Genomic DNA, 24620 nt, shown 5'->3' on the forward strand with positions numbered 1-24620 from the left:
CGATTCTTTTGCGGTCTTTCGTTGGAAGTAGTGTCGATTCGGGCGACTACCATTCGACTAGACCGTGAGTCACTCACATCCAGCGGAGACAAAACCATGCGATTCATGATCATTGTGAAAGCCAGCCCGGATTCCGAGGCGGGTGTGATGCCCAGCGAAGAACTGATGACCGCGATGGGCAACTTCAACGAGGAACTGGCCAAGGCCGGGATCCTCATCGATTGCGACGGCCTGCAGCCCAGTAGCAAAGGTGCCCGCGTCCGTTTTTCGGGTGACGAGCGTACAGTGATCGACGGCCCGTTCGCCGAAACCAAGGAGCTGATCGCTGGCTACTGGTTGTGGCAGGTGAAGTCGAAAGAGGAAGCGATCGAGTGGGTCAAGCGCTGCCCCAACCCGATGCCGGGCACAGAGGCCGAGATCGAGATTCGCCAGGTGTACGAGGCCGAAGACTTCGGGGCCGAATTCACACCGCAGTTGCGCGAGCAGGAAGAACGAGTACGTGCGCAGGCGAAGAAGCACTGAATCTGACACACCTACGCGGAGTATCGGAATTGCTGAGGGATTTGGCGTTACCGGGAGACGGCTATCGCGAGCAGGCTCGCTCCCGCATTTGATCGCTGGTGTTCACAAATAATGTGCTCACAGCAGATCCAGTGTGGGAGCGAGCCTGCTCGCGAAGAGGCCCTCAGCCCCGCCGCATTATTTGGACGTGGACTTGAGTTTCAGATACGACTGATGCAGGTCCGACGCCCAACCATCGATCACGTTTTTCACGTCATTGGGCTTCATCACCTGGTCTGAGTTTTCCAGCGGTTTGCCGGTGCCCTTGCGTACGACCTGGGCAAGAACTTTGTTGTTGCCGCCGTCGAGAAACACGGCTTCGGTAGCCAGATCGGTTTCCTGGTCTCGAATACCGGTGGCCGTGCTGACTGCCGCTGCCACGAGGGCAATCGGGATGACCTCATAAGGCTTGAGGCCTTCGGTCTTGCTGCTGACGGCGGTGATCGCTGCACGCACGACCATCACGCCAGGGCCGGGGCCACTGGCCAGTGGCAGGGATCTGCCTATTTCGCGTTTAAGTGCTTGATCGTAGTAGCTGGTGATGCCGTTCAGGGTGGTCTGAGGGATTTTCACCGTCGGTTGCGGTTTGGGGTAGAGCTGAGTTGGCTCGATGTAGACACTGGAGAATTTGTTGATATCGAGTTTGGGGTCCATCCAGCGCATCACCACGGCGCCCGATGGCGACTTGGCCTCCTTCAGCTGACTGTAGTCCTTGAGAAAGCCGGAATACTGGTCTGGCTCGACGACTTTGCTGGAGCAACCCACCACTCCGATAGAGGCGATGCACAGGGTGCTCATCATTAACGCAAGCTTCATGCTTGTAACTCCTGTCAGAAGGCCGGCAACAATATGGCATATGGGAATTAAAGGTATAGCCAATACTGGGCGTTTTGTTATCGAAACATACAATATTCATCCATTGTTACGGCCGTTGAAGTGATTGCGGCAATATTCAAAGGCCCCTTCGCGGGCAAGCCTCGCTCCTGCAAGATTGGGGTGGTTGGCAGGAATGCATACAACCCGCAGCCCGCAGGAGCGAGGCTCGCCCGCGAAGACATCAGCTAAAACAACGCAAAACCTCATCTGGAAAAAACCTGGTCAATCACCACGAAGATCCGCTTCTCGCCGCCAGTTCCCGCCGACTATTGGCCCGCATCGCCTTGATCAACGACACCGTGCCCACGAGGATGATCACCGCCGCGAACAGGAAGTCGATGCTGTACAGCTGAAAGTCGTTCAACGGCCCCACCAGAAACACCCGGATCGCACCAATACTCACCAGCGTGGCGAGAAAATCGATGCCCGGCTCATCGCGATAAAACACGTGCAGCAGCGGCAGGCACATCACCAGCAGCAACAGCAGCACAATCACTTTGAACGAGCCCTTGCGCTCGACACTGAACGCGCATTCGTTGGCGCCGTAGGGCTTGTAATCCTCTTCGCGAATCAATGAATTTTTCTCGTTGATGTATTCGACCCGGTTGTACTTCTGGATCGGCGTAAAGGTGTTCGACATCTCCATGCCCGTGGTGATGTGCCTGAACTTCAGGTCAATGCGTTCATTGCCTTTGAGGATGTACAGCACCGGTTTGTAGCCGTAGCGATAGGTGTCGAACGGAAAGTCCGTCGACCGCCCCAAGACCCCGATGGGCCGGGATTCAAGTTCGGCGTAGGCACTTTTGTTGGTCGAAGACAAATTACGGCTCAGGGGTTTGATCTTGACCTGTTCCACGAGGATCGGCGCAATGCCATAAGACCACTGCAGGGGTTCCATGCGCAGCCGCAGTTCGTTGCGGCCCAGGTCATAACGATCAAAGGTTCGCTCGGAGACGATCACCGCGCCCGAGAGCATGAACTGGCCATGAACGTTGTTGGTGATGTGCAGCGACAGTCGATCCTTGCCCGAGCCGGTGGCATCGCTGGCCGGCGGCGTGCCGCACCAGGCGTAGCTGCTGAACGTCTCCCCGAGCTGGCCGTTGCGGTTCTCTTTGAACACATAAAAGTAACTGCCCCACAGGGCCGCCATCAGTAGCAACGCGAAAAGCCCTAGAACCTTCTTGCCCACGCTCACACCAGACTCCTTTCTTTGCTGACTCCCTAAGAGGCGCGGACTCTACCAAAATGCCATCAGTGGCCCAAGCAGAAAAAACCAGCCAGGAAGAACCTTGTGGCGAGGGGGCTTGCCCCCGTTTGAGTGCGCAGCACTCACAAAATCTTTGGCACACCAGAGATTCTGGGGCTGCTTCGCCGCCCAACGGGGCAAGCCCCCCGCCACGGGCCGCGCCGCACGTTACAGATTCAGCCAAACACCAGGAAACCGTATCAGGGGCGCGGCCTATAGCCGCAGGCTGGCCTCGTATCTGATCCGCATAAACTCGGTTTTTCTGAGCCTGTTTTGTTGGCGACAGGGTTTCTACAGTTCATGGCATGCCAGACCGGGTGGCCTGGCAAGTCTTTGCAACCGTGGAAGAACTGACCATGAGCACAGCAATAATCGGACAGGCCTATAACTACAAGGTCGTTCGCCAATTCGTCGTGGCAACCATCGTCTGGGGCGTCGTCGGGATGGCGATGGGGGTGTGGATCGCCTCGCAACTGGTGTGGCCGCAGATGAACCTCGACCTGCCGTGGACCACCTTCGGCCGCTTGCGTCCGCTGCACACCAGCCTGGTGATTTTCGGCTTTGCCGGCAGCGCGCAATTCGCCGCCAGTTACTACGCAGTGCAACGCACCTGCCAGGTGCGGCTGTATTCCGACAAGCTCGCCGCGTTCACCTTCTGGGGCTGGCAATCGGTGATCGTGGTAATGCTGATCAGCCTGCCGCTGGGCTACACCACCACCAAGGAATACGCCGAGATCGAATTCAGCGGCGCGGTATGGATGACGCTGGTCTGGGTCGCTTACGCCATCGTGTTCTTCACCACGGTGGTGCAACGCAAGACCAGACACATCTACGTCGGCAACTGGTTTTTCGGCGCATTCATCGTGGTGATCGCCATGCTGCACGTGGTCAATCACCTGTCGATCCCGGTGGACTGGTTCAAATCGTATCCGGTGTATTCCGGGGCCACCGACGCCATGGTTCAGTGGTGGTACGGGCACAACGCGGTGGGGTTCTTCCTGACCACCGGCTTCCTTGGAATGATGTATTACTTCGTGCCGAAACAGGTCAATCGGCCGGTGTATTCCTATCGCTTGTCGATCGTGCATTTCTGGGCGCTGATTACCCTGTACATCTGGGCCGGCCCACACCATTTGCACTACACCGCCTTGCCAGACTGGGCACAGTCGCTGGGCATGGCGATGTCGCTGATCCTGTTGGCACCCAGCTGGGGCGGAATGATCAACGGCATGATGACGCTCTCGGGCGCCTGGCATAAGTTGCGCACCGATCCGATCCTGCGCTTTCTGGTGCTGTCACTGGCCTTCTACGGCATGTCGACCTTTGAAGGGCCGATGATGGCGATCAAGACGGTGAATGCCCTCTCCCACTACACCGACTGGACCATCGGCCACGTGCATGCCGGGGCTTTGGGCTGGGTGGCGATGATCACCTTCGGCGCCGTCTACCACATGGTCCCGAAAGTCTTCGGCCGCCCGCAGATGCACAGCATCGGCCTGATCAACGCACACTTCTGGCTCGCGACCATCGGCACTGTGCTGTACATCGCGTCCATGTGGGTCAACGGCATCACCCAGGGGTTGATGTGGCGCGCGATCAATGACGACGGCACCCTGACCTACTCCTTCGTCGAAGCCTTGCAGGCCAGTCATCCGGGGTTTGTGGTGCGTTTTGTCGGCGGGGTGTTTTTCCTCAGCGGCATGTTCCTGATGGCCTACAACACCTGGCGCACGGTGCGGGTGGCGGACGTGAAAATGGCTGAACTTCAAGCGCAGATTGCCTGAGGCAAGGAGCCTGACATGATCGAGATGGCGTTGAATCTATTGGGTGTCCTGGGGTTTTGGCTGACGGTCGAGTACAGCCTGAAACAGCAAACGGCGGAGAGCCTGGACGATGCCAGCCTGATTCCATTCGCCGATGACCCGCAGGTGGCGCGGCGGGTGGAATTGGCGACGGGCAAGACCGTGAAGGCGGTCGCGCCGCAAGAGGTGAAGCCGGGTTGGGGCAATCTCGAAATCTGAGGCACCCTCAATGATCGTTCCCACGCTCTGCGTGGGAATGCAGCCCGGGACGCTCTGCGTCCCATTGGAACGCGGAGCGTCCCTTGAGGCATTCCCACGCAGAGCGTGGGAACGATCATGCTCAGCGAATTCAGCCGCGCTCGCGGGGAATCAGGCTCTGCAGTTGCTGCGCCAGGAAGTTCGCATCGAAGGCAAAGGTGTCCGGGTCTTTCAAGCCATTGGTCTTGCGCCACTGCCAATTGCTGGAAGGCGGCAGGCACACCAGCGAAATGCTGCCATAACGCGCGGCGGTCAAGCCCATCACGGCCAGGGAAATCTGCCCACCCGGGCCCATCACGTCCGGCACGAACTCCACCGGTTTACCGGCGATCACCACGCTCAGCTTCTCGGTCTTGAACGGCGATGTTTCAAGTGGCACGCTCGGCCCGGACGCCACATACGCCTCGCGACTCACCTCCAGCAGATTCGGCGCCAGCACCGGTGCCAGCCACTGCTGGATCTGATCGAACAACTCACCAATGCGCGTCGCCCACACGGCCGATTGCGACTCAAACAGTTGCTTCTTGTGCGCTTCGCTTTCTGCATAGTGGCGAAGCATCTCACCCAGTTGCTGTACGTCGTCCATTGCGGTGTTCCTTTGGTTGAAGCGTTGCTGCGGACTTTGAGCATGGCAGATGCGCGCCACAGGCGTACGACTAAAAGCGTGAACGGTATTGAGGGTCATGCCCGGGTGGACATGAAATTTCCTGATAGATTGCCAAGAAGCTCACGGGATATTCTCGAACCAAGACCGCTCTCGCAAGGGTTTGCCATTCACAGGAGTACAACATGCGCACCATCGGCCTTATCGGCGGCATGAGCTGGGAGTCCAGCGCCGAGTATTACCGTCTCATCAACCAGCAGGTACGTGACCGCCTCGGGCCGTTGCGTTCGGCGAAGCTGCTGATGTACAGCGTCGACTTTGGCCCGGTCGAACAGGCCCAGCATGCCGGGCGCTGGGACGACGCGGCGGCGATTCTGGTGGATGCGGCCCAGCGTCTGGAGGCGGGTGGCGCCGAGTGCGTGGTGCTGTGTACCAACACCATGCACAAGGTGGCCGGGCAGATTCAGGCCGCGATCGATATTCCGTTCCTGCACATTGCCGACCCGGCGGGTCAGGCAGCACTGGACACCGGTGCGCTGCGCGTGGGTTTGCTGGGCACTGCGTTCACCATGGAGCAAGACTTTCTCAAGGCACGTCTGACGGCCAAGGGCCTGACGGTGCTGGTACCGGAGGCTGATGAACGTCTGGCCGTGCACCGGATCATCTATGACGAGTTGTGCGTCGGGGTGATCAGCGAGGCGTCACGCCAGGTCTATCAACGGGTGATCGAGTCGCTGACCGAGCGTGGCGCGCAGGCGATCATTCTCGGCTGCACCGAAATCGGCCTGCTGATCAAACCCCAGCACAGCGCCCTGCCCTTGCTCGACACCACCGAACTGCATGCGCAGGCGGCGGTGGCGTTTGCGTTGGGTGACTGACTCAATCGGCTTTGGCCTAATGCCAGTAAGTCAAGAAATTTGAGCGACGAATATCCTGTGGGAGCGTGGCTTGCCCGCGAAGAACGATAACGCGTAATACCTGAAAAACCGCGATGAATTCTTCGCGGGCAAGCCACGCTCCCACAGGTTCTGCGCCTTGACTTACCGACACTGGGCCTCGGGGGTGCGACGCAGGCGCGCCATGCTCAGGGTATCGACCAGCCGACCGTCACGCACGGCGTAATCGCGAAACAGGCCTTCGGTCTCGAAACCGAATTTGCGGTACAGGCCGATGGCCGCTTCGTTGTCGGCGTACACCGAAAGTTCGACCCGTTGCAGGTTCATCCAGTTGTCGGCGACGTCCAGCGCCGCCGCCAGCAGTTTCGAGCCGACACCCTTGCCCTGCCAAGCCACAGCAACACCCATGCCAAAGCTGCCGGCGTGGCTGCGGCGGATTCGCGAAAACTGCTCCAGCCCAATGTGGCCGATGACCGATCCCTGGTGCAGCGCCACCAGTTTCACCGCGCGCTCGTTGTCCGCCATCAGGCGTTGGCGCCAGACCTCGGTGGACTGAAACGGCATTTGCAGCACCTGCCGGGCCACGGCGGGATCGTTGTAGAGCGCGGTGATGCTCTCGATGTGGGATTCGCTGAAGCGTTCGAGGGTAATAACGGAATCGACAGGCATGAATTTTCGTCCTTGATGCGTGCATGGCTGCCTACTCTATAACGGTGCAAACCTTTGTGACGAGAAGCGATGTGTTCCAAGGATCTATTCAAACCACTCCCGCCGCTCGTTGAAGGTGTTGTGGATCAGTTCGACGATGCGCTGCACCTCGGCCTCATCCCGGGACTCGGCATTGACCGCCATCCATACCTGGCGCTGCATCGGTTGCTTGAAGAGCCCGGGCAACGCCACCAGCCCCCGGTCGAATTGGCTCATGTAATGCGGCAGCAGACCGATGCAGGCGCTGCAGCGGATCATCTCCAGCATCAGATCATAGGCATGCAGTTGCACCACCCCCGCCAGACGCTGCTCCACCAGACTGTTCCACGGGCCTAAAGCGCTGACGTGGCGGTCGTGCTGCCATTGCACCAGCATGAAATCGGCCAGGTCACCCAGGCTGTCCGGCCGCGCCGCGACCCGTGAATACCGTTTGGCGATGTGTGGCAGATAGTCCAGCCGTGCCAGGCGCTGGGGTTCGCTGATGGCGAAACTGGGACCTGGCAACGGCGAATCGGTGCCCCCCAGCCACACCACCACATCGGCGCTGATCGCTCGCAGCGACAGTTCGCTGTCCAGGGAAATGATGTCCAGTCGCACACTGGCGTTGCGCCGCAACAGTGAGATCAGATCACGGCCGAGGATGTCGTGCAGGATCGACTCGGCCACGGCCAGACGAATCAACGGCTGTTCGATCACCGGCAACTTGCGCTCGTGCACCAGCGCAATCAACTGCGCCTGAAGGTGCAAGCCGTCACGACTAAGTGCAAAGCCATTGGCCGAGTGGCTGAACAGCGAACACCGCAGTTGCGCTTCAAGTTGTGCCAGTCGTTTACGCAATTGGGTTGATTTGATGTTGAGGCTGCGGGCCGCTTGCATGAAACAACCGCAGCGGGCGCAGACCCGGAAAGACTGCACCAGCACCGGATCGATTCCGGCCAGTGAGTGTAAGGATTGGTTTTGTTCTACGGGCCAACGGTACTCGGCCACACCCTGACGATCAGTGGGTTCCATGAATGACATTGATGACTCCTGTCGATCTTTCCTTGAGTGTTTTTATCCTGCTGGCTGTTTATGAACCTGATGTGACTACCGGGCAAAAACCGATCAAACATGTCTGTAGGAGCGAGGCTGCCCGCGAAGGTGGTGTATCAGTCAATATGGATGCTGAATGGAATGTCCTATTCGCGGGCAAGCCTCGCTCCTACAGGTTCTGCGACTCAATCACTGGGCGTTTGCCGAAAGCTCACCGCCAGCCGATTCCAACTGTTAATGGCGCTGACGGCCATGGTCAGGTCGACCAGTTCGCCTTCGCTGAACTGCTCCCGGGCCAGGGCGTACACGTCATCCGGCACATGGCTTTGCGCAAGCAGGGTCACCGCTTCGGTCCAGGCCAGAGCCGCCCGCTCCCGAGGGTTGAAGAAATTACTGTCGCGCCAGACCACGATCGCATACAGCCGGCGATCGCTCTCACCAAAGCGGCGCGCATCCACCGAGTGCATGTCGGTGCAGAAGGCGCAGCCATTGAGCTGTGAGGCGCGGATTTTGATCAGGTTCAGCAACGCCGGTTCGATGCTCAGGTTGCCGGTCAAGGCCTCCATTGCGATCATGGCTTTCATCGCTTTGGGCGATGCGTTGTAGTAATCCAGGCGGGCATTCATGACGGTGCCTCATGGCGCTGATCAGTGCCTCCACGGTAGGCGCCCGGGCACAAGGGTTACAGAGCCAATTTGGCGATAAAACCATGGACCGCCCGGCAGCAGGCCAATCGCAGGTTTTTCGCCCACGCAACTTCTGCGCAGCCGTTCATGCGGGTAATCTGGCGCGACGCACAGTCGCTTGAATCGCCCCAGGAGCCCCGCCGGTATGGAACTTCATGTTGTCATCAACGGCCGCAAGGACCTGACAGGCCAGTTGTACCGGCAACTGCGCGATGCCATTGAATCCGGTCGCCTGACAGCCGGGACGCAACTGCCGCCCAGCCGCTTGCTGGCCGCACAACTGGGGATCTCGCGCAAGACCATTTCCGACACGTATGCGCAACTGACCTATGAAAACTTCCTCACCGGGGTGATCGGCAAAGGCACTTACGTCAATGCCCGGCCGGCAAAAATCATCCGCAAGCAGAGCCATTCGGAGCTCGCCAGCTTCGACGTCATCGAGGGCTGGCGCAACCTGCCGACCTTCTTGCGCCACCCGACGCTAGAAGGTTTGTTGCGTTATGAGTTCATCGGTGGCGCCACCAGCAAAGGCCAGTTTCCGCAGGATGATTGGCGTCGCTGCACCGCCCATGCCTTACGCCAGATCGCCGGTTCCAAAGGTTTTTACAGCCTGCCCGAAGGCCTGCCGACACTGCGCAATGCCATCGCCCAGCACATTGCGTTTTCACGCGGGGTCAACTGCCAGGACGAAGACGTGGTGGTGTGCAACGGCGCGCAGCAGGCGCTGGACTTGATTTCCCGGGTATTGACCCAACCGGGCAGCCTCGTCGCCATGGAAGACCCCGGCTATCCGCCGGCGCGCCTGTTGTTCGGGAGCCATGGCGCGACGGTGGTTGGCGTGCCGGTGGATGCGCAAGGCATACAGGTGGAACACATTCCCGACGGCACCCGGCTGATTTACGTTACCCCGTCCCACCAGTTCCCGCTGGGCATGCCCCTGAGCCCGGCCCGGCGCGAAGCCCTGCTCGCAAGGGCCTATGAACTGGGAGCGATCATCATCGAAGACGACTACGACAGCGAATTCCGCTACGAAGGCCGGCCCACCGACTCGCTGAAAAGCCTGGATGAGCGCGGCATCGTCGCCTACGTCGGCACCTTCTCGAAGACCTTGTTGCCGGAGCTGCGGCTCGGGTATGCGATATTGCCGCCGGCGATTCTCGAAGCGGTGATCCGCGCCAAGCAGCTCACCGACCTGCACACCTCCACCCTGCCCCAATGGGCGCTCGCCAAGTTCATCGCCGAGGGCTGCCTGCTCAAGCACATCCGGCGCTGCCACACGATTTATGCCGGGCGCCGTGAACGGATCCTGGCGCGCATGGCGGGCGATCTTTCGCCGTGGTTCGAAGCGGTGCCCACCACGGCCGGGTTCCACATGGCGGTACTGTGCAAGGTGCCGGTCGATATTCCATTGGTGATCGAACTGGCGAAAAAAGTCGAACTGGGACTCTATGCCCTGGACGGCTTTTTTTACCAGCAAGCGCCACGGGCCGGGCTGTTCCTGGGGTTCGGCGCGATCGACACCTTGGACATCGACATTGCCCTGGACCGCTTAAGGGATATTTTGCAGCAGCTCGGCTGAGGAATTGGTCTGCGACTTTATCCGGTGATTGGCTATTGGCGGTCCGCAGGTGCAGGCCTATCCTGATTGGGCGTTATCCCTCAATGAGCAGGATTCGTCCGGCCTGATTCAGGAGTGTGAGCAATGTCCAACGAAGTGATGACCACCGTAAAGGTGCAGGCTGCCGCCGGCCGCTCGGACGAACTGGGCAAGCAACTGCAAAAGATTGTCGACACCCTGCGCGAACTTCCGGGCTGTGACGCCTATATGGTCGATCGCTGCCCTGAGGACGACACCCGCTGGACAGTCAGCGCTCGCTGGCAATCGGAAGCGGCCATGCAATCGCATTTCAACTGCCCCGAAGTGCAAGGCTTTATCGGCCTGATCGACAGCCGGTTGGCCAATGCCGTCGACTTCAATAGTTTTCCAATCATTTAAAACAATAACCCCCCATGTAGCAGCTGCCGAGCCTGCGAGGCTGCGTTCGGCTGCGCAGCAGTCGTGAATACCGCTGTGATGATCGTTCCCACGCAGAGCGTGGAACGATCAACGGGTAACGTAGCTTCGGTCATTGGCCCCCTCACCTTCCCGAAAATTGGCCGTTTGATTGCCCGATAGCGCGGCTTACTGTGGTTCCTGACGACTCACCACCTCAGGTAATCAACCATGAATGCGCTTCATTTTTTTGCTGCCCCTCTCGCCGCCTTGACGCTGAGCGTTACAACCCCGGCCTTCGCCCATGAGACGGCCCCGTCAGAAAAAGTCACCGTCCTGCAGGACCAGATGCTGAAAAATGCACCGGGCAAAAAAGCCTTGATGATCGAAGTCGATTACCAACCGGGCCAATCGTCCATCGCCCATAAACACCAGGGCACGGCGATGGCCTATGTGCTGTCGGGGGAGATCATTTCGCAAGTCAAAGGCGAAAAAGCCATCAACTACAAGGCCGGCGAGTACTGGTATGAACCGGCCGGCTCGGAACATCTGGTTTCGAAAAACGCCAGCGCTACCCAACCCGCCAAGCTGTTGGTATTCATGGTGTTGGCCCCGGATGAGCAAGTGTTGATTCCTTTGGAGAACTGATCGCTGCACATAAAAAAGTCTCGGCGCGATTGATGACCTCTTCGCGGGCAAGCCTCGCTCCTACAGTTTTTTGTGTTGAACGCCGATTTTGTGGACACCCGCAATCCCTGTAGGAGCGAGGCTTGCCCGCGAAGAGGCCGACCAGACACTCCAAAACCATCAGACAAAAAAAAGCCCCATCTCTTTCGAGACGGGGCTTTTTCATTCAACGCCTATCAGGCAGCCGGTTCCAGCTCGGTGCTGACAGCGGCAGGTGCAGTGGCAGGCACCACCGCTTGACCACTCAACGCCACATCCAGCAATTCACGGTTGGCCACCGCGTACATGGCGTAGTCGGTGCCGCTGGCGGCACGGATTTCCACCAGCATGGCGCGCCAGCGTTCGATCATGCCTTCGTGCTCTTCCATCCACAGCGCCAGGCGTGTTTCCACGTCCTGGGTGCCGTCGCCCTGTTGCAGGACCGAGATGGTGATCGCACGTTGTTGCCAGTCGACGTCATCACGGAACGCTTCACGGGCCAGGGCCTGCCAGTTGTTCTCAACCGGCAGGGCGCTGATCTGTTGCAGGTACCAGGTGATGTCCAGCGCACTGCCCACGGCGAAGTAGGCCTTGGCCACGTCCGCCGGGTCCTGGCCGGTCACGTCGGAAGCTTCGATGATCGGCAGCAGGGTGTACAGGTGCGTGGTGCCAGCCACCATGCGTGCCAGCAACTCCGGCACACCGGCTTCGACGTACGCCTGATAGCGGCCCTGCCAGGTTTCGCGAATCTCGCCACTGAGCAGTTCGTCAAGCTTGAGGCCCAACTCCTTCAGGTGCGGACCGAAATGCGCGACGTCACGGGCAGCGTTCTGCTCGTTGCGGCGGGCACGCAGGAACCAGCGGGTGGCGCGGCGGCCCAGACGCATCAGTTCGTCCATCAGCTCCAGTTGCACATCAGCGGAGACCTGGTAGTCCAGGCCTTCAATCTGCCGGAACCAGTGCGGGAGATGGAAGATGTCACGCACGATCACGTAAGCGCCGGCCACGTTCGCCGGGCTCATGCCGGTGGACTCTTTGAGTCGTTGAACGAAGGTGATGCCCATGTGGTTCACCAGATCGTTGGCGATCTGGGTGCTGACGATTTCGCGCTTCAGACGGTGACGGCGCATGGCGGCGGAGAACTTGCTGACCAGCGTCGGCGGGAAAGCGGTTTCCATGTCGCGGGTCAGGTAGTCGTCGTCCGGCACCAAGGAGTTGAGCAGCGCTTCCTTGAGGTCGATCTTGCTGTAGGAAATCAGCACCGACAGCTCGGCACGGGTCAGGCCATGGCCCGCCGCGACGCGCTCGTTGATCGCCTCTTCGGACGGCAGGAACTCAATGGCGCGGTCCAGCTTGCCGCGGCCTTCCAGATCGTTCATCAGACGCTTGTATTCAGCGATCCGCGCATAAGCACGGCGGGCCGCCAGGGACAGTGCCTGAGTCTGCTTGTAGTTGTTGCCGAGCACCAGGTTACCGACTTCGTCAGTCATGCTCGCCAGCAACTGGTTACGTTGCTTGTCGGTCATGTCACCGGCATGAACCACTTCGTTGAGCAGGATCTTGATGTTCACTTCGTGGTCGGAGCAGTCCACACCACCGGCGTTGTCGATGAAGTCGGTGTTGGAACCGCCGCCATTGAGGCCGAATTCGACACGACCCAGCTGCGTCATACCGAGGTTACCGCCCTCGCCCACGACTTTGCAGCGCAGTTCGTTGCCGTTCACGCGCAGTGCATCGTTGGCCTTGTCGCCGACATCGGCGTGGCTTTCGGTGCTGGCTTTCACGTAGGTACCGATACCGCCGTTCCACAACAGGTCCACCGGTGCCTTGAGCAAGGCATTGAGCAGTTCGGTCGGGGTCAGCTTGTCAGCCTGAATATCGAAGCGCTCTTTCATCTGCGGGGAAATCGCGATGCTTTTTGCGCTGCGCGAGAAGATCCCGCCGCCTTCGGACATGATGCTGGTGTCGTAGTCCGACCACGCCGAACGCGGCAGATCGAACAGACGCTGACGCTCGGCGAAGCTGTTGGCTGGCTCCGGGTTCGGGTCGATGAAGATGTGCAAGTGGTTGAACGCAGCGACCAGTTGCAGCTTGTCGGACATCAGCAAGCCGTTACCGAACACGTCACCGGCCATGTCGCCGACGCCCACCACGGTGATGCTGTCTTCCTGGACATTGATGCCGCGCTCGCGGAAGTGACGTTGTACGCCGACCCACGCGCCCTTGGCGGTGATGCCCATTTTCTTGTGGTCGTAACCGGCCGAGCCACCGGATGCAAACGCATCACCGAGCCAGAAGCCGTAGTCGATGGCGATGCCGTTGGCGATGTCGGAGAACGTCGCGGTGCCCTTGTCCGCCGCCACTACCAGGTAAGGGTCATCATCGTCATGACGCACGACGTTGGCCGGCGGTACCAGTGCGCCGTCTTTCAGGTTGTCGGTGATGTCCAACAGGCCCGAAATGAAGATGCGGTAGCAGGCGATGCCCTCGGCTGCGATCTCGTCACGGCTGCCGCCCAGTGGCAGGCGACGCGGCAGGAAGCCGCCCTTCGCACCCACCGGTACGATGACCGAGTTCTTCACTTGCTGGGCTTTTACCAGGCCCAGGACTTCGGTACGGAAGTCTTCTTCCCGGTCAGACCAGCGCAGACCACCACGAGCAACGTTGCCGAAGCGCAGGTGCACGCCCTCGACACGAGGCGAGTAAACGAAGATTTCGAACTTCGGTACCGGCTTGGGCAGCTCCGGAATCAGGTGCGGGTTGAACTTGAAGCTGAAGTAGGACTTGTTCTGACCTTGGGCATCGGTCTGGTAGAAGTTGGTCCGCAGGGTCGCTTTGATCAGGTCCAGGTAACGACGCAGGATGCGGTCTTCGTTGAGCACCTGGACATCGTCCAGTGCTGTCAGAATCGCGTGTTCCAGGCGTTGTTGCTTGTCTTCCAGGTCATCGCTGGCCAGCTTGCGCGCCAGATAGAAACGGGTCTTGAACAACCGGGTCAACTCGCGAGCGATGTCGGTGTGGTTGTTCAGGGTGCTGGCGATGTAACCCAGGTCGAAGCCCAGACGGATCTGCTTCATGTAACGGGCGTAGGCACGCAGCAGCGCCACATCGCGCCATGGCAGGCCGGCGGTCAGCACCAGGCGGTTGAAAGCATCGTTCTCGGCATCGCCACGCACGATGTGGACGAAGGCATCCTGCAAGGTGTCGTTGAGTTGCTGGATGTCGAGTTCCAGGCCTTCGGCGGCGGTGAACGCGAAGTCGTGGATCCAGAATTCGCGGCCATTGTTATGACGCAGGCGATACGGGAACTCACCCAGTACGCGCAGGCCGAGGTTTTCCAGGATCGGCAACACGTCGGACAACGCCAGCGGGGTGTCGGCGTGATACAGCTTGCAGTGCAGCATGCGCTGACCAGAGACCTGGGCCAGCGGCTGATAGAAGCTCATGACCAGCGGATTTTTTTCGCTCAGGCTCAGCAGGTGCTGCATATCGACCACCGCCGAGTGGGCGGCGAAACGCTCACGGTAACCGGCCGGGAAGCCTTTCGGGAAGTCGGCCAGCACGTTGGTGCCCTGGGCTTCGCCGAAGCTTTCGATTACCAGGCTCGCGTAGTCGTCCTGCCAGCTGCGGCAGGCTTGCACCACTTCTTTTTCCAGCAGAACCGGGTCGATGTCCAGACGGTTCTTCGGATCGACCCGCAGAATCAGTTGTACACGGGCCAGCACGGACTCGGAGAAGAATGTCCAGAATTCGCAGTCCGAGGCTTTCAGGCGATCCATCAGCACTTGCTGGATCTTCTGGCGCACTTCGGTGGAGTAAATGTCACGCGGCACGTAGGCCAGGCAATAGCAGAAACGGCCGTACGGGTCTTTGCGCAGGAACACGCGGATCTTGTTGCGCTCCTGGATCTGTACGATCGACATCACGGTGGTGAACAGCTCATCCACCGGAGTCTGGAACAAGTCGTCACGCGGCAGCACTTCAAGCACCTGGGCCAGTTCCTTGCCCAAGTGAGCCTTGGCCTGGAAGCCCGAACGCTGTTCGATGATCTCGACCTTGCGACGGATGTAAGGAATGACCCGCACGCTTTCGCCGTACACCGAGGAGGTGTACAGGCCCATGAAGCGGCATTCTTTAACGACGTTGCCATCGGCATCGATCTGGCGGATCGACACGTAATCCGGGTAAGCCGGACGGTGAACACGGCTTGGGTGTGCAGCCTTGGCGAACGACAGCGGCGTCGGTTCGCGCAGGTAGTTCACGGCGTAGTCTTCGATGCGCAGGTCGTCGACGGTGAGGCCGGCGCGCAGCAGCTTGGTCAGGCCGAGGAACGAGTTCTGGTCATATTCGATGTGACCGCCGTTCTGATCCTCGCCCACCACGAATTCTTCGTAGCCCAGGAAAGTGAAGTGGTTGCCCACCAGCCATTCCAGGAAGCTCTTGATCTCGGACTTTTCGTCGGCGTTGATGATGAACTGGCTGTTGTCGATGCCTTCGATCAGCTCCTGGACCTTGGCTTTCATCGGTTCGAAATCGGCGACCGCGACGCGGACTTCACCGAGAACCTGCTCCAGCTCTTTGGTCAGGACGTTCAGTTCGGCCGTGTTGGCGCAACGGTCGATTTCCAGGTACATCAGCGATTCTTGCAGAATGCCTTCGCCCTGGGTGCCTTTGGGCAGGATTTCCAGCAGCTCGCCCTTGCTGCCGCGACGCACGCTCAGCACAGTGGTTTGCAGGGTATGAATGCTGTAGCCGCGACGGTTCAGCTCGGTGCGCACCGAGTCCACCAGAAACGGCAGATCGTGGTGCAGCACTTCGACCGCGGTGTGGGTCGACTGCCAGCCGTGGCGTTCATAATCGGGGTTGTAGACGCGCACTTGCGGATGCGCGTGATCGAAGCGCTCAAGCAGGCGCCACGCAGAAAGAGTGCAGCCGGCGAGGTCGGACAACCGACGCTGGGTCAGCTCGTCCAGGGAAATAATGCCGAAGAATTGTTCAGCGAACAGCGCCACTTGTGGCAGTGCCTGTTCACTGATGTGCTGCGCCAGTGCCGCTTGCAGTTGGTGCTGGAAGTCGGCTTTGCTGGCTGCGGTGAAGAACGCCATCTGTGGTACTCCGCTTGGGCTTGTTATTGATGGAAGCGTCGCGTGCAAACCCCTTTCGGGGCAATCCGTCACCCTGTTCCTGATTCTCGGGCAGAGGAAACAGGATGACAGGTGGGTGAAGCTGGACGAGACACTCAGGTCACATTCACCTTCCATTGAATGGGCATCTGCAAAAACGACTGGCCCGGGTAGCGGCGCAATGCCTTTACGGGTGCTCATCCGTTGCGCAGCTTAACGACTGCGGCAAGGGCCATGCTTGCAGCGCTGCGACATATTCGGTCAACGGTACGCAGCGCGCGGCAGGCGCCTCGAACAACATTAGCAGCCGTGTAGAAAATCGGGCACTTTATGCCCGGTTTTACGGCACCTGCGTGCCAGAAGTGACCAGCAACACCCCGAATGTTCACGACACATCTTCTGACACTCAGCCGAGCAGAAATTCCCGAGGGCTGGCAGAATCGTCTTTTATTGCGTTCACCACGCTCGCCGAGCCAGGATTTTCCCCATGCAAATGACAACCGACCTCTTGATCGCCAACCCGTGCGACGAAGAAGAAGACAACTTGGCCATGCTCTGCTGCACCAGCGCTGACGGCGAAATGTTCCTGATGAGCCGCTTTCCGGACGAGGATGAGCTGGAGATCATCTTCCACGACAAGCCTTCGGCCCTTAACGGCGTGAAAGTCACCCTCAGTCCTGACCGCCTGCTGATCGAAATTGCCGCCGCGGACGCCGATGTGCTGGGTGGCGAAGATTCGCTGGAAATTCTGCACAGCACCGATGCGCAGGATCTGGCTGAAGTGCAAGAGACCTTGCAGAACATCCTCAAGGGGACGGGTACTTACATCAGCAAGCTCTGATGGTGTTTGAACTGTGGCGCCTTCGCGGGCAAGCCTCGCTCCTACAGGTTTTGCGTAAGACGCGGCGCCTCGGTTCCTGCAGGAGCGAGGCTTGCCCGCGAAGGCGTCCAAAAGAACACCGCAACACCCACCCCCTACAAAATTCCAACAGTTTCACCCATCAATTCCCGCACTTTGCACAAAATGCCGTTAGTCGGCGCACCCTGCGATGGATTAAAGTAACGCCCCCAGCCCTGGCGTTATTCGAACGTCTTCGGTCACCCTTTCCAGGAACAGTCATCGATGGAACATCGTGAAGCGCTGCTCGCGCTGCGAACCTTTCTTTCAACGCAGATTCTCGGCCAGGAAAAACTCATTGAGCGCTTGCTCATCGCCTTGCTCGCCGACGGCCACATGCTGGTCGAGGGCGCTCCGGGCCTGGCCAAGACCAAGGCCATCAAAGAGCTCGCCGAAGGCATCGAAGCACAGTTCCATCGCATCCAGTTCACCCCCGACCTGCTGCCAGCCGACATCACCGGCACGGAAATCTATCGCCCGGAAACCGGCAGTTTCGTATTCCAGCAAGGCCCGATCTTCCACAACCTGGTGCTGGCGGACGAAATCAACCGTGCCCCAGCCAAAGTTCAGTCAGCCCTGCTCGAAGCCATGGGCGAACGCCAGGTCAGCGTGGGGCGCAGCACCTACGACTTGTCGCCGCTGTTTCTGGTCATGGCCACGCAAAACCCCATCGAGCAGGAAGGCACCTACCCGCTGCCCGAAGCCCAGCTCGACCGTTTCCTGATGCACGTGAAAATCGGCTTCCCTGATGCCGCCGTCGAACGGCGGATCCTGCAACAGGCTCGCGGCGAAGCGCTGCACGGCGAAACCAAGCCCGAGCGCCGGGTCAGCCAGCAGGCGATCTTCGCCGCACGCAAGGAAATCCTCGGGTTGTACATGGCCGATGCCGTGGAGGAATACCTGGTGCAACTGGTCATGGCCACACGCATCCCGGCCAAGTTCGACCCGGAAATGGCCGAATGGATCGCCTACGGCGCCAGCCCGCGGGGTTCCATCGCCCTGGACCGTTGCGCCCGGGCCCACGCCTGGCTGGCCGGTCGCGACTTCGTCAGCCCGGAAGACATTCAGGCGGTGCTGTTCGATGTATTGCGCCACCGCATCATTCTTTCCTTTGAAGCCGAAGCCGCTGGCATCGACCAGGACCGGGTGGTCCAGCGGATTCTCGACGTCGTAGCCGTCGCTTGACCCCGATGAACGTCCTTCTGCCGCCCGAGCCGGGCATCCGTGTCAGCCTTTCCGAGCTGATCCAGATGCGTCATCGCGTGCGCGAAGTGCAATTATTTTCCACGCCGAGCCAGCGCAGCCCGCTGATCGGCCTGCACCATTCCAAATTGCGCGGGCGCGGAGTGGATTTCGATCAAGTGCGGGTGTATCAGGCCGGCGATGACGTGCGAAGCATCGACTGGCGCGTCACCGCCCGGACCCAGGAGCCCCACACCAAGTTGTTCCATGAGGAACGCGAGCGACCGATTTTCATCATGGTCGAACAAAGCCGCCGGCTTTTCTTTGGCTCCGGGATGATGTTCAAATCGGTGCTGGCCGCCCAAGCGGCGAGCCTGATTGGCTGGGCCGCACTGGGCCATAACGACCGGGTCGGCGGGCTGGTGTTCGGCGACGACGAACACTACGAAATCAAGCCGCGACGCAGCAAACAGAGCCTGCTGCAATTGCTCAACCGACTGGTGCGGGTCAATCAGTCGTTGCACACTGAGCGCGAGCCGGATCGCGACGCCTTCGGCATTGCCCTGCGCCGCGCCCGGGAGGTATTGCGTCCTGGCAGCCTGGTGGTTGTGATATGCGATGAACGCGCCTTGTCCGACGGGGCCGAGCAACAGTTGAGCCTGTTGTCACGCCATTGCGACCTGTTGCTGCTGCCCGTGTCCGATCCGCTGGATCACGCCCTGCCCGCGGCCGGGCTTTTACGCTTCGCGGAACGGGGGGCGCAACTGGAACTCGACACATTGAATTTCGACTTGCGCCAGGCCTATCGCGCACAAGCGGAAGCGCGTATCGCCCGTTGGGAGCTGCTGGCGCAGAAACTGCGGGTATTGCTGATGCCGTTGAGCACCCAGAGCGAAATGATCGAGCAACTGCGCGAATACCTGAACCCGCAGCGGCCGGGGAAAAGTCGATGAGCAGCCTCGATCAACTGCAACCGCTGATTGCCCCGCCACCGATCGGCTTCTGGCCGCCGGCACCGGGCTGGTGGCTGCTGCTGTTATTGCTGCCATTGATCGGTTTCGGCGTGTGGCAATTGCACCGTTTCATTGCGAACAAACGCCCTGTCGTCCGCGCCGAACAACCCCTGGACCCGGTGCGCCTGGCAGCCCTGGCCGAACTCGCCCTGATGCCCAAACCCTACGACGGCGCCCCGGCCGGCGCCTGGCTGCAGCAACTCAATGGCTTGCTCAAACGCCTGTGCCGCAACCATTACCCCTACAGCCAGAGCCACACCCTTAACGGGCGCAAGTGGCTGGCGTTCCTTGATAACCGCTGCCCGGCCGCCGGCCTGACGCGCTGGATGGTGCTGGTGGAAGGCGCCTACAAACCCGAGTGCAAACTCGACGACAAGGCCATCGCAGGCCTGACTCAAGCTGTCGATACCTGGATTCGCAAACATGTTTGAATTCGCCTGGCCATGGATCTTCGCCCTGCTGCCATTGCCCTGGCTGATGCGGCTGTTGCTGCCGGTGGCCGACAGTGGCGAACCGGCGCTCAAGGTCAGCTTCCTCAACGAACTGGAAGGCCTCGCTCGCCGCCGCGCCCGGGCGAATCTGCCAACATGGCGCCAGCAAGCACCCTTCATTCTGCTATGGCTGTTTTTGCTGATCGCGGCCGCACGTCCGCAATGGCTCGGCGAGCCCTTGCCGATTGCCGCCAGCGGCCGCGACTTGCTGGTGGCGGTGGACGTATCCGGCTCGATGGATTTCCCCGACATGCGGTGGCAGGACGAAGAGGTCAGCCGACTGACATTGGTGAAACATCTGCTCGGTGATTTTCTGGAAAGCCGCGACGGCGACCGGGTCGGCTTGATCCTGTTCGGCAGCCAGGCGTATCTGCAAGCGCCATTGACTTTCGACCGGCACACCGTGCGCGTCTGGCTCGACGAAGCGCGGATCGGCATCGCCGGCAAGAACACCGCCATCGGCGATGCCATCGGCCTGGCCCTCAAACGCCTGCGGCAACGTCCGGCACAAAGCCGTGTGCTGATTCTGGTCACCGACGGTGCCAACAACGGCGGCGAGATCGACCCGCTGACCGCCGCGCGACTGGCAGCCAACGAAGGCGTGAAAATCTACCCGATCGGTATCGGCGCCGACCCGGAGCAAAGCGGCACCCTGGGTTTTCTTGGCATCAACCCCAGCCTGGACCTCGACGAACCGGCCTTGAAAGCCATCGCCCAGGCCACTGGCGGCCAGTACTTCCGCGCCCACGACGGTGAGGAATTGCAGGCGATCAAGCGCACCCTCGACAAACTGGAACCGGTGACGCAACAACCCACTCAGGCCCGCCCCGCCCAAGCGTTGTATCACTGGCCTCTGGCGATGGCCCTGCTGTTGAGCATGCTGCTGGTGATCCGCGAGCGCTGGCCCGACAACCCGTTGCAACGGCTGTTTACCGAAAAGCTGTTTAGCAAAGAGCGGTTTCTGCAAACCCAACTGCCCGACTGGCGGCAGCGGCTTAAACGCCTGCGTCTGCGGAGGCGCCGATGATTTCGCTCTGGCCGCACTGGTTCCGCCCCTTGTGGCTGCTGTTGCTGCCGCTGCTGGGCTGGTTGCTCTGGCAACTCTGGCACCGGCAGAAACGCGCCGGGCGCTGGCAAATGATTCTGCCACCGGCCTTCCATGCCGCGTTGCTCAGCGGTGGCAGCGGTCGCGAAAGCAAACTGCCATGGATCGCCCTGGGCCTGGCGTGGGTGCTGACGGTGCTGGCGCTGCTGGGGCCGAGCTGGCAGCGCGTCGAACAGACCAGTCAGAAACCCGCCGACCCACTGGTGGTGTTGCTTGAGCTGACCCCGGAAATGCTCGCCACCGACAGTGCGCCGAACAGGCTGGAACAAGCACGGCGCAAGCTGTTCGACCTGCTGCAAAACCGCAGCGACGCGCAGACCGCAATCATCGTCTATGCCGGCAGCGCCCACACCTTGGTGCCGCTGTCGGATGACCTGTCGACCAGTCGCAACCTGGTGGATGCACTCAAGCCGTCGCTGATGCCCCTGGCCGGTCATCGTGCCGATCTGGCGGTGACCAAGGCCCTTGCGCTGCTGGATCAGGGCGCCCTCGGCCAGGGGCGGATCCTGCTGATCGGTTCGTCGCTGACGGAACAGGAGCGCCAAGGGATTCGTCAGGCGCTGGACGACAAGCCCACACCATTTCTGATGCTCGGGATCGGCACCGCCGAAGGGGCGCCGGTCGCGCAGGATGACGGCAGTTTTCTCAAGGATGATGCAGGCGCAATTCTGGTGCCCCGCCTGGACGGCCCCAGCCTGAAAGCCTTTGCCAACGGCCTTGGCGGACGTTATCGGCAGGCGCGCCTGGACGATACCGACCTGCGTGGCCTGGGCCTTCTCGACGGCCCACGGGATCTGCGTAACGACGGTCAGACGTTGCGCCTCGACACCTGGGCCGATCAGGGCTATTGGCTGCTGCTGCCCCTGTTATTGCTGGCCGCCTGTGCCGGGCGCCGGGGGTGGCTGTTCTGCCTGCCGCTGTTGTTCGTGCTGCCGCAACCGAGCTACGCCTTCGATTTCGAGGACTTGTGGCTGCGTCCCGATCAGCAAGGCCTGCATTTACTCAAGCAAAAGCGCCCGGCCGAGGCCGCCCGGCGTTTCGACGATCCGCAGTGGCAAGGCGTGGCGCTCTATCAAGCCGGCGACTACGGTGGCGCCGCCCAGCGGTTTGCCCAAGGCAATGACGCCCACGCCCACTACAATCGGGGTAATGCCCTGGCCAAAAGCGGTGAGCTGGAAGCGGCGCTGGATGCCTACGATCAAGCGCTGGAACGTCAACCGGATCTGCGCCCGGCCCTGACCAACAAGGCATTGGTGGAAAGCCTGCTCAAGCAGAAAACCTCTGCGCCGCCCGTCGAGCCGGACAAAACCGCCGATGGCAAAACCGAAAGCATCACCCAGGAACCGCCGCCCGGCAGCGCCACCCAACCCAGCAATGGCGAGCCGAAAACCGATGCCGGGCAAACCCCGCCAGAGACCGGGCAGCCGCCCACGACGCCACCGCAACCGGGCGCCAATGAAGTCCCGGGCAGCGAGTTGGGCGATGAGCAAAGCACCACGCCACCGCGACGCCCGGCCAGCGACATGCTTGAAGGCGAGCAGCTCCAGGCGCTGGAGCAATGGCTGCGCAAGATTCCGGATGACCCCGGCGAATTGCTCAGACGCAAATTCTGGTACGAACAGCAACAACATCAGGATCAGGAAAAAACTCGATGACCCGCTTCACCGCCTTATTGCTCGCACTGTTGCCCGCCCTGTTGCTCAGCACCGCTCAGGCCCAGGCCGTGGGGTTGGTCGCCAGCGTCGATCGCAGCCGCCTGAATTCCGGCGAGACGGTCGAGCTGACCCTGGAGTCCAGCGACGTGACTCAGTTCGGTAAACCCGACCTGACCCCGCTGGAGCCGCTGTTCGAAGTGCGCGGCACCCGCCAGGTCAACCAATTGAACACCCTCAACGGCGACACTCAGGCAACCACTCGCTGGATCATCACTCTGCTGCCCCGGCAAAACGGCAGCGTGGTGATTCCATCGCTGCAACTGGGCGATGTCCAGAGCCAGCCGATTACCGTGCAAGTGATCGAGAGCGAAACCCAGGACAGCAGCAACGCACTGGCGCCGGTGTTCATTGAGGCCAGCCTCGACCAGAACAGCGTCTATGTGCAGGCTCAGGCGATCCTGACCTTGCGCATTTACCATTCGGTGTCGCTGTACGACGACAGCAGCCTGACCCCGTTGCAGATTCCCGATGCGCGCATCGAGCAACTGGGTGACTCGCGCACCTACGAGAAAGTCATCAACGGCCTGCGCCATGGCGTGATCGAGATGCGCTACGCGATTTATCCGCAGCACAGCGGTGAATTGATTATTCCGGCGCAGATGTTCAGTGCCACGCCCGTCGATACCCGACCGTCCCAGGACGCAACGCCACAAGGGCCGAAACCGGGCAAGCAGATGCGCGTCAAATCCGCCGAGATCCCGTTGACGGTCAAGGCCAAACCCGGCACGTATCCGGCCGATGTGCCCTGGCTGCCGGCCCGCAGCCTGAGCCTGAGCGAAAGCTGGAGCCCGGAGCCGGATCATTTGCAGGTCGGCGAATCGCTGACCCGCAGCCTGACCCTGAACGCCGAAGGCCTCGCCAGTTCGCAACTGCCACCGCTGCCCGCCACCGAGATCAACGGCCTGCGGCGCTATCCGGATCAACCGGTGCTGGACAACCAGAGCAGCGAACGCGGTTTGATTGGCAGTCGTGAAGACCGTGAAGCTCTGGTGCCGACCCGCACCGGCAACATCGAGTTGCCCAGCGTTGAAGTGGTCTGGTGGAACACCTTCGAAGATCACCTGGAACACAGCAGCCTGCCGGCCCGCACGCTGCAAGTGGCGAGCAACCCGAGCCTGATCGTCGATACCCCGGCGGGCAGCCCGCAGGCGACGTCCGGTGCCAACAACGAAGCCTTGTGGTGGAAACTCAGCACCGTGATGTTGGCCTGCACCACCCTGCTGGGCTTCGGTCTCTGGTGGCGCGCCCGTTCGCAGCCGGCAATCCAGCGTGCCGCGCAAACCGGCCCGAGCCCACGCACCCTGCTCGACGACCTCAAACGCGCCTGCCAGGCCAACGACTCCCACGCCACCCGCCAGGCCCTCGACGCCTGGGCCCGACAACAACCGGAAACCTTGGCCGACATGGCCGCGCGTTTTGTGCCGCTGTCCGATGCCCTGGACGGCCTGAACGGCGCGCTGTACAGCGAAACCGGGCAATATTGGCAAGGCGAAGATCTGTGGCGCGCGATTCGGGCAATCCCCACGGCCGAAGGGGTTCAGGATCTGGTTGGCGATACCGGGTTGCCGCCGCTTTATCCCAAATAGATCAAAAGATCGCAGCCTCCTGCCGAGGCACACCAATCCCCTGTAGGAGCGAGGCTTGCCCGCGAAGAACGATGACGCGGTCTGACAGATGCATCGAGTCATCGTTCTTCGCGGGCAAGCCTCGCTCCTACAGGGAACGTGTTCCACTCCAAGCTTCGACATCCCCCAAACCCGTGTTC

Annotated in this window: 21 protein-coding genes; 14 read left to right on the forward strand and 7 right to left on the reverse strand. The window is 60.6% G+C overall.

Annotation, left to right across the window (positions count from 1 at the left end):
* Positions 1–96 precede the first annotated feature (96 nt).
* Entirely contained in the window at positions 97–522 is a 426-nt protein-coding gene (locus FHW68_RS00575) for a YciI family protein (protein WP_095635098.1), read from the forward strand.
* A gap of 177 nt (positions 523–699) precedes the next feature.
* Here the strand turns inward: FHW68_RS00575 and FHW68_RS00580 are convergent, their stop codons facing one another.
* Positions 700–1377, reverse strand: coding sequence for a DUF3313 domain-containing protein (locus FHW68_RS00580; RefSeq protein ID WP_095635097.1), 678 nt, complete (start codon positions 1375–1377; stop codon positions 700–702).
* A gap of 286 nt (positions 1378–1663) precedes the next feature.
* The gene (locus tag FHW68_RS00585) at positions 1664–2632 is read right to left on the reverse strand and encodes a hypothetical protein (RefSeq protein WP_183678105.1); all 969 of its coding nucleotides are present in this window, start codon (positions 2630–2632) and stop codon (positions 1664–1666) included.
* Between the two features lie 407 nt (positions 2633–3039).
* Between FHW68_RS00585 and ccoN the strand changes: the two genes are divergently transcribed.
* Both ccoN and FHW68_RS00595 read left to right on the forward strand, forming a co-directional pair.
* Entirely contained in the window at positions 3040–4467 is a 1428-nt protein-coding gene (ccoN, locus tag FHW68_RS00590; RefSeq protein WP_183678106.1) for a cytochrome-c oxidase, cbb3-type subunit I, read from the forward strand.
* Between the two features lie 15 nt (positions 4468–4482).
* Positions 4483–4704, forward strand: a complete 222-nt coding sequence (locus tag FHW68_RS00595) for a cbb3-type cytochrome c oxidase subunit 3 (RefSeq protein WP_183678109.1) — start codon at positions 4483–4485, stop codon at positions 4702–4704.
* Between the two features lie 130 nt (positions 4705–4834).
* On the opposite strand, the gene FHW68_RS00600 is transcribed toward FHW68_RS00595, so the two are convergent.
* The gene (locus tag FHW68_RS00600) at positions 4835–5329 is read right to left on the reverse strand and encodes a hypothetical protein (RefSeq protein WP_095635093.1); all 495 of its coding nucleotides are present in this window, start codon (positions 5327–5329) and stop codon (positions 4835–4837) included.
* 203 nt (positions 5330–5532) lie between these two features.
* Between FHW68_RS00600 and FHW68_RS00605 the strand changes: the two genes are divergently transcribed.
* Positions 5533–6225: an aspartate/glutamate racemase family protein gene (locus tag FHW68_RS00605; RefSeq protein WP_183678111.1), complete on the forward strand. Its 693-nt coding sequence runs from the start codon at positions 5533–5535 to the stop codon at positions 6223–6225.
* A gap of 162 nt (positions 6226–6387) precedes the next feature.
* Here the strand turns inward: FHW68_RS00605 and FHW68_RS00610 are convergent, their stop codons facing one another.
* The 3 genes from FHW68_RS00610 to FHW68_RS00620 form a co-directional block, all read right to left on the reverse strand.
* Positions 6388–6912 (reverse strand): GNAT family N-acetyltransferase, encoded by a 525-nt coding sequence (locus tag FHW68_RS00610; RefSeq protein ID WP_183678113.1) that lies wholly within the window; start codon positions 6910–6912, stop codon positions 6388–6390.
* 84 nt (positions 6913–6996) lie between these two features.
* Positions 6997–7971, reverse strand: a complete 975-nt coding sequence (locus FHW68_RS00615) for a LysR family transcriptional regulator (protein WP_183678115.1) — start codon at positions 7969–7971, stop codon at positions 6997–6999.
* Between the two features lie 197 nt (positions 7972–8168).
* Positions 8169–8609 (reverse strand): carboxymuconolactone decarboxylase family protein, encoded by a 441-nt coding sequence (locus FHW68_RS00620; protein WP_183678117.1) that lies wholly within the window; start codon positions 8607–8609, stop codon positions 8169–8171.
* A gap of 205 nt (positions 8610–8814) precedes the next feature.
* Between FHW68_RS00620 and FHW68_RS00625 the strand changes: the two genes are divergently transcribed.
* The 3 genes from FHW68_RS00625 (at position 8815) to FHW68_RS00635 (ending at position 11310) form a co-directional block, all read left to right on the forward strand.
* Positions 8815–10248: a PLP-dependent aminotransferase family protein gene (locus tag FHW68_RS00625; RefSeq protein WP_183678119.1), complete on the forward strand. Its 1434-nt coding sequence runs from the start codon at positions 8815–8817 to the stop codon at positions 10246–10248.
* A gap of 123 nt (positions 10249–10371) precedes the next feature.
* Positions 10372–10665 (forward strand): antibiotic biosynthesis monooxygenase family protein, encoded by a 294-nt coding sequence (locus tag FHW68_RS00630; protein WP_183678121.1) that lies wholly within the window; start codon positions 10372–10374, stop codon positions 10663–10665.
* Between the two features lie 228 nt (positions 10666–10893).
* Positions 10894–11310, forward strand: coding sequence for a cupin domain-containing protein (locus FHW68_RS00635; protein ID WP_095635087.1), 417 nt, complete (start codon positions 10894–10896; stop codon positions 11308–11310).
* A 215-nt stretch (positions 11311–11525) separates the two neighbouring features.
* On the opposite strand, the gene FHW68_RS00640 is transcribed toward FHW68_RS00635, so the two are convergent.
* Complete coding sequence (locus FHW68_RS00640) at positions 11526–16433, reverse strand: NAD-glutamate dehydrogenase (protein WP_183678123.1); 4908 nt, start codon at positions 16431–16433, stop codon at positions 11526–11528.
* Between the two features lie 505 nt (positions 16434–16938).
* Between FHW68_RS00640 and FHW68_RS00645 the strand changes: the two genes are divergently transcribed.
* From FHW68_RS00645 to FHW68_RS00675, 7 genes are all read left to right on the forward strand, one after another.
* Complete coding sequence (locus FHW68_RS00645; protein ID WP_095635085.1) at positions 16939–17292, forward strand: hypothetical protein; 354 nt, start codon at positions 16939–16941, stop codon at positions 17290–17292.
* Positions 17293–17574: 282 nt separating this feature from the next.
* Positions 17575–18534, forward strand: a complete 960-nt coding sequence (locus tag FHW68_RS00650; protein WP_095053787.1) for a MoxR family ATPase — start codon at positions 17575–17577, stop codon at positions 18532–18534.
* A gap of 5 nt (positions 18535–18539) precedes the next feature.
* Entirely contained in the window at positions 18540–19484 is a 945-nt protein-coding gene (locus FHW68_RS00655) for a DUF58 domain-containing protein (protein WP_095635084.1), read from the forward strand.
* Positions 19481–19975 carry a DUF4381 domain-containing protein gene (locus tag FHW68_RS00660; RefSeq protein ID WP_095635083.1) on the forward strand — a complete coding sequence of 165 codons (495 nt, stop codon included), beginning with the start codon at positions 19481–19483 and terminating at the stop codon, positions 19973–19975. The genes FHW68_RS00655 and FHW68_RS00660 overlap by 4 nt, the downstream gene beginning before the upstream one ends.
* Positions 19968–21062 carry a VWA domain-containing protein gene (locus FHW68_RS00665; RefSeq protein ID WP_183678125.1) on the forward strand — a complete coding sequence of 365 codons (1095 nt, stop codon included), beginning with the start codon at positions 19968–19970 and terminating at the stop codon, positions 21060–21062. Before FHW68_RS00660 ends, FHW68_RS00665 begins: the two co-directional genes overlap by 8 nt.
* Positions 21059–22795, forward strand: coding sequence for a VWA domain-containing protein (locus tag FHW68_RS00670; RefSeq protein WP_183678127.1), 1737 nt, complete (start codon positions 21059–21061; stop codon positions 22793–22795). Before FHW68_RS00665 ends, FHW68_RS00670 begins: the two co-directional genes overlap by 4 nt.
* Entirely contained in the window at positions 22792–24441 is a 1650-nt protein-coding gene (locus FHW68_RS00675) for a BatD family protein (RefSeq protein ID WP_183678130.1), read from the forward strand. Before FHW68_RS00670 ends, FHW68_RS00675 begins: the two co-directional genes overlap by 4 nt.
* Positions 24442–24620 lie beyond the last annotated feature (179 nt).

This window comes from Pseudomonas sp. Tn43, from assembly GCF_014192635.1.
Classification (GTDB): domain Bacteria; phylum Pseudomonadota; class Gammaproteobacteria; order Pseudomonadales; family Pseudomonadaceae; genus Aquipseudomonas.